This is a genomic window from Pandoraea terrae (assembly GCF_902459695.1).
Taxonomy (GTDB): Bacteria; Pseudomonadota; Gammaproteobacteria; order Burkholderiales; family Burkholderiaceae; genus Pandoraea; species Pandoraea terrae.
In genome coordinates this window covers 1-8,626 of sequence record NZ_CABPRZ010000050.1, presented here as the reverse complement: position 1 = coordinate 8,626, position 8,626 = coordinate 1, and the positions used below count along the sequence as shown (strand labels likewise).

Genomic DNA, 8,626 nt, shown 5'->3' with positions numbered 1-8,626 from the left:
GAACAGAACAATGAGGAACTGGAGAAGTTCATGCGGCTGGTCGCCCCGAGGTTCTCGAGCAAGGACGACGAAGGTACGTTTGTTTGATCGATATGGCGCATGGCCTGTCGGGCGGGGCTTCCCAAAACGGAGAGACTAATGACACGTGAAGTGGTAGTGGTTAGCGGTGTGCGCACAGCCATCGGCGATTTCGGCGGCAGCCTGAAGGATTTCTCGCCGACCGCGCTGGGTGCCGCGGTCGTGCGCGAGCTTCTGAGCCGTGCCCGCGTGGACGGCAACGACGTCGAGCATGTGGTGTTCGGCAACGTGATCCACACTGAGCCGAAGGACATGTACCTCGCGCGTGTCGCCGCGCTCGACGGCGGCGTGACACAGAATGCGCCGGCGATGACATTGAACCGGCTGTGCGGCTCGGGCTTGCAGGCCATCGTGTCGGCGGCGCAGTCGATTCTTCTGGGCGACGCCGACGTCGCGATTGCTGGTGGCGCGGAAAGCATGACCCGAGCTCCGTACATCGCGGCGGGCGCACGCTGGGGCGCGCGAATGGGCGACATGCGGATGGTCGACATGATGCTTGGCGCGCTGACCGACCCGTTCGACACGGTGCACATGGGCATTACCGCCGAGAACGTGGCAGAGAAGTTCGGCATCTCGCGCGAAGCGCAGGACGCGCTCGCGCTTGAATCGCACCGGCGTGCGGCCCATGCGATCGAGGCAGGTTACTTTGCCGAACAGATCCTGCCCGTGGCGCTGCGCACGAAGCAAGGCGAGACGCTTTTTACGGTCGATGAGCATGTACGTGGCGCGACGATCGCCCAGGACCTTGCGAAGCTGCGTCCCGCCTTCAAGAAGGACGGTTCTGTCACCGCGGGAAACGCGTCGAGCTTGAACGACGGCGCTGCCGGGGTGTTGCTGATGGAGGCCCGCGAGGCTGAGAAGCGTGGGGCGAAGCCCCTGGCGCGGCTCGTCGCATATGCGCATGCCGGTGTTGATCCGCGATATATGGGCCTCGGTCCTGTGCCGGCGACCCGCAAGGTGCTGGAGAAGGCCGGACTGAGCGTCGACGATCTGGATGTCATTGAGGCAAATGAAGCGTTCGCCGCGCAGGCGTGCGCAGTCGCGCAGGAACTCGGGTTCGATCCCGCCAAAGTCAACCCGAACGGCTCCGGCATTTCGCTCGGTCACCCGGTCGGCGCCACCGGTGCGCTCATTACGGTCAAGGCGCTCTATGAATTGCAACGCATCGGCGGCCGATATGCGCTGGCGACGCTGTGCATCGGCGGCGGACAAGGGATCGCGGCAGTGTTTGAGCGTCTCTGATTGCCGGGCGCTAGTGTCCTGAGTTGGGTGTTCCTTGATAAAGAAATTTTTCCACGCTATGCTGTCAACAGCATGGTTGATGGTATGTGACGACTGTGATATCCACCGACAAAAGAGATGGAGGATTTAGGGCCATGGATGTCAATCGACGCCTGCAGTCCCTTGAAGATCGCTTCGCGCTGCAAGATTTGATCACGCGATATTTTGTCTGCGCCGACAACGACGATTACCCCGGACTCGAAGCCACGCTCGCGCCCGATGTCATTTTCAGCGCTTCTGGGTTTGGGGACGCCGTGGGTCGCGAAGCCGTGATGGAATTTCTCATCTCGAGCCGCAAACAGATGGGACTGACGGTCCACACGCCGAACTACCTGCTCATGGACGAACTGGCCGAAGACCGGGCGAAAGGGCAGGTGGGCGCTCATTTGGAGCTTTCGCGCAGTGGGAAAGCGCTATTTGGCGCAGTCCGCTACATCGATGAATACATCAAGCTCGATAACGAATGGAAGATACGAGCACGGTCGATGTTGATCATCCATATAAGCCCTTGGGAAGATGTCGGATCTTCATTCACTTCGGATCTAACCGTACGCTGGCCTGGATACGCACCACTTCCGTCGGAATTACCGAAACGAAAGGCTAAAGATCTATAGTAATACCTCATATCAGCCACCCGTTTCCGGTTGGGCGCGTCCGCGCGGAATTGACGGTCGAGCATTGGGGCGATCGCGCGCGCCGCTCCTTGGATACCATGGTGCGAGCGTGAAGCAGTTCCGCGCTTCTACGCCGCTGCGTTGCTGATCGCATTCCAGATGAATTTCGTTGCGCTCCGCAGAGTGTCGAGCGACGGCAGGTCATCCGGTCCACGACGAATAAGAACGATCAGGCCTTCGCCATGCGCCGCGATCAGCGTGGCGCGCAAGTAGCAATCTTCCGGCGAAAGTCCCGGGTTGATTTCCGCGATCAAACTGGCGTTCAGGTGGCAGAACTGCTTTTGCAGTTCTGCCAGCAAGTCGCTCGCAAACTTCTCACGTTCGGTCAGGGCCCAGAACTGAAGGAGGAAGGCCGCGAGCCCGGGTTTGCTGAACTCGACAATAAAGTCATCGACAACGGCATCGAGGCGCGCTTCGGGCGTAAGGGCCTTGTTCTCAATCGTTTTCCTGTAGCGGGCGAAATATCGGTTGACCACTTCGCGCATCGTCGCGCGCAGCAATTCCTCGCGGTTGGGAAAGTAGTGCTGCAACGTACTCAGGCGAATGCCGGAATCCTTGGCAACGCGTGTGACGGTGTACCCGGCGTACCCCTCGGACGCCAGCACGTCGAGCGACACCTCAATGATCTGTGGCACTCGGCTTGCCCTGTTGCCGCGCCGCCTGGCAGGCGCCGCGGCGTCGGCTTCGAGAATCCTGTTGAGCGGGATGGTCAACGCCTTCATCGGTCACTCATACGCTTGTGGGGTCATGATCGCATCTTACCATTATTGGTTTAAAAACCTATTTCAGTTGTAGGTTTATCGACCTATTTAATTGACGGAGCACGTGCAGAAATTTGATAAATCCCCGTAATATCTCGGGAAAACCCTTCCTTGTGGCCGCCGCTTCGGTGTATTTTTTTGTTGATTTATAGGTTTTTCAACCTATAATCGAGTGAAAAGAAACCTATAGCGTAGGCGAGCCACGGCGATGCATCAGATCAATCGGGCGGCCGTCGATGGCGGAGACGATCATGGGGTCCGGCGAAAAATCCTTGCGTTTGCTGATTGAAAAATGGCTCGAGCTAACGCACGTGAGCCCGGCCCGTGTCACCCGATTCAGTCGCATGCCCTCAGGCGCGCGCTATGTCTGTGTCGGGGCACTGCGACCGTCCGGGCCACTGGCCATTTTTTTCTTTCGCCACGATGACGGGTCCTGGTGCGTGTTCCCGCCCGAGGCAGGCTGGCCCGCGACGAAAGCGCAGGCGTGAACCTGATGGTGCCGATCACGTTCCGCATCGTCTGTGAGATCGGCGCCAACTGAAAAGATCAAGCGGTAGTGACACTGACTCAAAAATGAACAGGAGACGTCTATGGAATCAAACGCTGAAGTGTCAAATGAATCGCTCGGGAAACCCGGCGCGGCGGTCCCGTCCCACATACCCGCGGAGCGGGTCGTGGACTTCGACATGTACAACCCGCAGGGTATTTCCGACGGACTGCAAGTGGCATGGAAGCGCTTGCAAGCCCCGGGTGTGCCGGACCTGGTCTGGACACCGCACAATGGCGGCCACTGGATCGCGACCCGTGGCAATCTGATTAGACAAATGTTCACCGACACCGAACATTTTTCGAGCGAGTGTCCCTTTATTCCGAGAGAGGCCGGTGAAGAGTACGACTTCATACCGACTTCGATGGACCCCCCGGAGCACCGTCCCTACCGTGCCATCATCAGCAGTGTGGTCAGCCTTCCCGTGGTCGAGCGCCTCGAAGGCGCGATTACGGAGATTGCGGGAGAGCTCATCGAAGGTATTCGGGGCAGAGGGCAATGCAATTTCACGAAAGACTATGCGGAACCCTTTCCTATCCGGATCTTCATGAAGCTGGTGAATCTGCCCCATGAAGATGCGCCGAGGCTCAAGTACCTCTCCGACCAGATAACCCGGCCGGACGGATCGATGAGTTTGGGCCAAGCCACCCGGCACCTGTACGACTACCTCTCTCCGATCATTGATCAACGGCTGCAGCAGCCGGGAGATGATGCGATCAGCGCCATTGTTCATGGCAAGGTCAATGGCCGTGCGATAACCAAGGAGGAAGCCGAACGGATGTGCGGGCTTCTGCTGGTTGGCGGGCTCGACACTGTCGTGAATTTCCTGAGCTTTGTGATGCAATTCCTTGCCGGCAGTCCGGCGCACCGGAAGGCCTTGATCGATCGTCCGGAAGTGATTCCGGCGGCCACGGAAGAGTTGTTGCGCCGCTTTTCCCTGGTTGCCGACGGACGCATCGTCAAGCGCGAAATCGAGGTGGACGGGGTCTTGCTCAAGCAAGGAGATATGGTGCTCATCCCCCAATTGCTCACAGGGCTCGACGAGCGGGAGAACGCATGCCCCATGCACGTGGATTTCGGTCGCGAGAAAATCACGCATACGACGTTCGGGTACGGACCGCATCACTGTGCCGGAGCGCATCTCGCGCGCCTTGAGGTGGCCGTGACACTGCGCGAATGGCTGGCGAGAATTCCCGATTTCGAGGTGGCGCCGGGAGCCGTGATCTCGCACCAAGGGGGCGTCGTAGGCGCTGTCAAGGCATTGCCGCTCGTTTGGAATACGGATTCCACGCGCGTATCGCCGCGTCGCGACTATGCGGCGTGACCGGAATTCGATAGAACGGCAGGAGCGAAAGCCAGCATGAAGAATACCGACAACTTGGTCATCGTCGGCACGGGTTGCGCCGGCGTGGAACTGGCGTTTGGGGCGCGTGCGGGCGGATGGGAGGGGGCGATTACGTTGATCGGGGACGATCCGGCAACGCCTTACCAGCGTCCGCCCTTGTCCAAAGGGTACCTCCTGGGGGAGATGAGCGCGGATGATCTGTGCTTGAAAGCGGTGTCGACTTACGACAAGTCAAACATTGCCCTGTGCACCGGAGCCCGCGTTGCGGCAATCGATCGCAAGCGCATGCGAGTCGAGCTTGAAGACGGTCGGGAACTACCGTATGACCACCTCGCCTTGACCACCGGCGGACGCCCGCGCCCCCTTCCGGCGGCTGTCGCGGCCGGGGGGGGTGTCACCAATTTGCACTACTTGAGGACGCTCGCCGATGCCGATGCCATCCGGCGGAATCTTGGCGCTTGCGGCCGGCTCGTCATTGTCGGCGGTGGGTACATTGGCCTGGAGGTGGCCGCGGCGGCAGTCAAGTCGGGCGTTCAGGTGACCGTGCTGCAGGCCGAAGCGCGGGTTCTGGAAAGAGTGACGGCGCCGCCGGTATCGGCGTTCTACGAAAATGTTCACCGCCAGGCGGGTGTCGACCTCAGGACACGCGAGCAAGTCGAGTCCGTCGAACTGTCCCCCGACGGGACGAAGGTCACCGCCGTCCGTTGCTCGAGTGGTGCGCGGGTCGCTGCGGATTGGCTTGTCGTCGGAATCGGTCTCATACCCAACAGCGAATTGGCCAGCGAGGCCGGCCTGGTGGTCGACAACGGTATTGTCGTTAACTCGCAGCTCCGGACAAGCGACGAAAACGTAGTCTCAGCGGGCGACTGTGCATGCTTTCATAGCGACATCTATGAACGGCCGGTACGGATAGAATCGGTGCCCAACGCCCTGGAGCAGGCGCGAAAAATTGCGGCACTTCTTTGCGGCAAGCCGCCTCGAGCACCGGCCGCCCCCTGGTTCTGGTCAAATCAATACGACCTGAATCTGAAGATCGCGGGACTCTCTCAAGGGTACGACCGAGTCGTTATTCGCGGCTCCATGCAAGCGCGCTCCTTCAGTGCGTTCTATCTGGCCGGGAACCGCGTGCTCGCGGCCGATACTGTGAATCGGCCGTTGGATTTCAACGTCGCGAAGCAATGGGTGGCGCGACGAGCGCAAGTGGATGCCGCGCGGCTCGAGGATGAATCCATTCCACTCGATCGTTTGCAGGATGCGACTCTGGTGGACGGGGTATTTCCCCTGAATTGAGTTGGACAAAAAGGCTGCCGCGGCGCGGCGTCAATGTCATCAATCCCGACGGCTTGTGGGCCGCGGACAAACCTATAGGAAGTTCGAAAGATGCCGAAAGCAATATTTACCACTGACGAGGGAACACGGACCGAGTTGGACGTTCGGGCCGGGACGAGTTTGATGCACGCCGCTGTCTCGAATGGTATACACGAGATCGTCGGTGATTGTGGCGGCAGCGCCAGTTGCGCGACTTGCCATGTCTACATTGACGAGCCTTATGTCGGCAAGTGCCCCGCGATCAGTCCAGCCGAGGAAGGGATGCTCCAGAGCACCGCAGCGGAGCGCCGTCCCAACAGCCGGCTCAGTTGTCAAATCGTCATGACGGAGCAGCTCGACGGGATCACCGTCCACATCGCCAATCCTCAGTGGTAGCGGCGTTCGCGCGGCGCGCGCGGTAGGAGCGCATCGGAGAATTGGCCGAGCAATCGAAAAGGCTCGGGCCGGCACGGCGGAAGCCGTGTGCCGGCTCGGACTCGACGCGAACTATTTAGCGGCCATGCGAATCGCGCCATCGAGGCGTATCACCTCACCGTTGAGCATGACGTTCTCAGCGATGTGTTGCGCCAGTGCCGCGAATTCGGCGGGGCGGCCAAGCCGTGCAGGGAACGGGACACTTTTCCCGAGCGAATCCTGCACTTCCTGAGGCAGCCCCAGCAGCATCGGCGTTTCAAATATCCCCGGAGCGATCGTCATGACGCGGATGCCGTAGCGTGCCAACTCACGGGCAATCGGAAGCGTCATCGCAACGACGCCGCCTTTGGATGCGGAATAGGCGGCCTGACCAATTTGTCCGTCGAAAGCGGCGACGGAGGCGGTGTTGATGATGATGCCACGCTCGCCTTCCTCGTTCGGCTGACCCTTGATCATGGCATCTGCAGCCAGACGAATGAGGTTGAACGTGCCGATCAGATTGATGTCGATTGCCCGCCGGAAACTTTCCAGGCGATGCGGCCCGTCCTTGCCGGCGACGCGTTCACCCGGGGCGATGCCCGCGCAATTGATGACGCCGTGCATCGCGCCAAATGCCTGCTGCGCCATCTGAATCGCCGACTGTACGCTGGCCTCGGAGGTGACGTCGGTTTGTGCAAAGCGGGCGTTGTCTCCCAACTCGGTCGCGAGTGCCTGGCCAGCGGAGGCATTGAGGTCGGCAATGACGACCTTTCCCCCGTTCTTGACAAACAGGCGCGCCGTGGCAGCGCCCAGACCCGACGCGCCGCCCGTGATGAGGAATGTGGAATGATTCAATCGCATCGTTTTCTCGAAAGTTGAAGTGGGGTAAAAACTCAGTAACCGCGATATTGGGGTTTGCGCCTGTCGAAGAACGCATTGACCCCTTCCCGGAAGTCCTCCAATGCGGCGCAGGATCGGAACGCCTCATGCTCGGCGCTCAGTTGCGACGCAAGGTCGCTGGTCTGGGCCGCGCGCAGCAATTGCTTGGTTCGGGCCAGTGCGACCGTGGGGCCGGCGGCAAGGCGTTGTACCAGTGCTTCGGTCTGCGCGACCAAGTCGGCAGTGGGCACAACCCTATTCACCAAGGACAGGCGCAGCGCCTCGTGCGCGTCGATGCGTTCTCCCAACAGGCAAATTTCCATTGCCTTGCGCAGTCCGACGATGCGGGGCAGGTGCCAGGAACTTGATGCGTCCGGGCTTGCGCCAATCTTTATGTAGGCCGTGCTAAACGTTGTGTCATCGGCCGCGATCGCGAGATCTGCCGCCAACGTGATGCTCAGGCCCGCACCCGCCACGGCGCCGTGCACGCTTGCCACGACGGGCATGGGTAGTTGCGCCAGGAGTGCTATCCCCGCATGAATCGGTTTGATGAGGCTGTCCGCCATGCCGACGGGGTCACCGTCGCGAAATCCTGTCAAATCGCCTCCCGCCATGAAGGCGCGACCGTCACCCCGCAAGAGCAAGACGCGGATACGTGGGGAGGACGCGACGGTCTGGATCGCAGACAGGAAAGCATTTGCCAGTGCCGGGTTGATCGCATTCAGCGCATCGGGGCGATTGAATGTAAGGCGCGCCACAGACTCTGACATTTCAAGGCGCACAGGTGAGGCGGAAGAGGTCGTGGTCATGGTTCAGACTGATGAAGGGATTCTGGGCTCAGGCAAGGGGCTGTGCATCCATGTATTCGATGACCCGCTTGATCCTGCCTTGGTCGAGTTCGAAAACGAAGTGATACGGATTGCTGTGCACTTTGCCGTTTCGGAGCTTCGCATGGGATTCGGCCTCCACCGCGACGCTGTCGCCTTGCGCAATCATCGCGAGCGGCGTGATGCGCAAGGTACCGTGCTCGTAAAGCGTGGTGAGGCCCCTCAGGAGAGGGCCAAGTTCCTGCCTTGAGTAGTTTCCGGACAGCATGGCGAGGGGGCCCGAAACCCGCCAGCTTCCGTCGTCATGGAAGCGCTCGACGACGGCGGCCACATCGCCCGCGGAGAGTACTTCGAGAAACTCCCTGACGATCGATTCGTTGGTTGCGGCGAGGCTCGTTGCCATGATCGCGCTCCTACCCGGTTGGTCTTTAGCGACAATCGCAAGCTGGCTGCTGTTCGATGTCGAGCAGGCGTTGCCGCAGGGCACGTTTGTCGACCTTGGTGGCGGACAT

9 protein-coding genes are annotated in these 8,626 nt (G+C 60.3%); 5 read left to right on the top strand and 4 right to left on the bottom strand.

Annotation, left to right across the window (positions count from 1 at the left end; translation table 11 throughout):
- Positions 1-138 precede the first annotated feature (138 nt).
- Both bktB and PTE30175_RS27775 read left to right on the top strand, forming a co-directional pair.
- Positions 139-1,320 (top strand): beta-ketothiolase BktB, encoded by a 1,182-nt coding sequence (bktB, locus tag PTE30175_RS27780; protein WP_150700300.1) that lies wholly within the window; start codon positions 139-141, stop codon positions 1,318-1,320.
- Positions 1,321-1,454: 134 nt separating this feature from the next.
- The gene (locus PTE30175_RS27775) at positions 1,455-1,973 is read left to right on the top strand and encodes a nuclear transport factor 2 family protein (RefSeq protein ID WP_150700299.1); all 519 of its coding nucleotides are present in this window, start codon (positions 1,455-1,457) and stop codon (positions 1,971-1,973) included.
- A 128-nt stretch (positions 1,974-2,101) separates the two neighbouring features.
- On the opposite strand, the gene PTE30175_RS27770 is transcribed toward PTE30175_RS27775, so the two are convergent.
- The gene (locus tag PTE30175_RS27770) at positions 2,102-2,755 is read right to left on the bottom strand and encodes a TetR family transcriptional regulator (protein ID WP_150700298.1); all 654 of its coding nucleotides are present in this window, start codon (positions 2,753-2,755) and stop codon (positions 2,102-2,104) included.
- A 713-nt stretch (positions 2,756-3,468) separates the two neighbouring features.
- Between PTE30175_RS27770 and PTE30175_RS27760 the strand changes: the two genes are divergently transcribed.
- The 3 genes from PTE30175_RS27760 to PTE30175_RS27750 all read left to right on the top strand — a co-directional run bounded on the left by PTE30175_RS27760 (position 3,469) and on the right by PTE30175_RS27750 (position 6,390).
- Positions 3,469-4,665, top strand: a complete 1,197-nt coding sequence (locus tag PTE30175_RS27760; RefSeq protein WP_191629255.1) for a cytochrome P450 — start codon at positions 3,469-3,471, stop codon at positions 4,663-4,665.
- A 54-nt stretch (positions 4,666-4,719) separates the two neighbouring features.
- The gene (locus PTE30175_RS27755) at positions 4,720-5,976 is read left to right on the top strand and encodes an NAD(P)/FAD-dependent oxidoreductase (RefSeq protein ID WP_338044483.1); all 1,257 of its coding nucleotides are present in this window, start codon (positions 4,720-4,722) and stop codon (positions 5,974-5,976) included.
- Positions 5,977-6,066: 90 nt separating this feature from the next.
- A complete protein-coding gene (locus PTE30175_RS27750) occupies positions 6,067-6,390 on the top strand; it encodes a 2Fe-2S iron-sulfur cluster-binding protein (protein ID WP_150700295.1) in 324 nt (107 codons plus the stop codon).
- 111 nt (positions 6,391-6,501) lie between these two features.
- Here PTE30175_RS27750 and PTE30175_RS27745 read toward each other — a convergent pair whose 3' ends face one another.
- Genes PTE30175_RS27745 through PTE30175_RS27735 form a run of 3 tightly spaced genes read right to left on the bottom strand, consistent with a single transcriptional unit; the run spans position 6,502 to position 8,517 of the window.
- The gene (locus PTE30175_RS27745) at positions 6,502-7,269 is read right to left on the bottom strand and encodes a 3-hydroxyacyl-CoA dehydrogenase (RefSeq protein WP_150700294.1); all 768 of its coding nucleotides are present in this window, start codon (positions 7,267-7,269) and stop codon (positions 6,502-6,504) included.
- Positions 7,270-7,301: 32 nt separating this feature from the next.
- Positions 7,302-8,096 (bottom strand): enoyl-CoA hydratase/isomerase family protein, encoded by a 795-nt coding sequence (locus tag PTE30175_RS27740; RefSeq protein ID WP_150700293.1) that lies wholly within the window; start codon positions 8,094-8,096, stop codon positions 7,302-7,304.
- A 28-nt stretch (positions 8,097-8,124) separates the two neighbouring features.
- A complete protein-coding gene (locus PTE30175_RS27735; protein WP_150700292.1) occupies positions 8,125-8,517 on the bottom strand; it encodes a nuclear transport factor 2 family protein in 393 nt (130 codons plus the stop codon).
- Between the last annotated feature and the right edge of the window lie 109 nt (positions 8,518-8,626).

Excerpts from the sequence above, each read along its gene's own strand:
- bktB (WP_150700300.1), top strand. The coding sequence starts at position 139 with ATGACACGTGAAGTGGTAGTGGTTAGCGGTGTGCGCACAGCCATCGGC.
- PTE30175_RS27775 (WP_150700299.1), top strand. The coding sequence starts at position 1,455 with ATGGATGTCAATCGACGCCTGCAGTCCCTTGAAGATCGCTTCGCGCTG.
- PTE30175_RS27770 (WP_150700298.1), bottom strand. The coding sequence starts at position 2,755 with ATGAAGGCGTTGACCATCCCGCTCAACAGGATTCTCGAAGCCGACGCC.
- PTE30175_RS27750 (WP_150700295.1), top strand. The coding sequence starts at position 6,067 with ATGCCGAAAGCAATATTTACCACTGACGAGGGAACACGGACCGAGTTG.
- PTE30175_RS27745 (WP_150700294.1), bottom strand. The coding sequence starts at position 7,269 with ATGCGATTGAATCATTCCACATTCCTCATCACGGGCGGCGCGTCGGGT.
- PTE30175_RS27740 (WP_150700293.1), bottom strand. The coding sequence starts at position 8,096 with ATGACCACGACCTCTTCCGCCTCACCTGTGCGCCTTGAAATGTCAGAG.
- PTE30175_RS27735 (WP_150700292.1), bottom strand. The coding sequence starts at position 8,517 with ATGGCAACGAGCCTCGCCGCAACCAACGAATCGATCGTCAGGGAGTTT.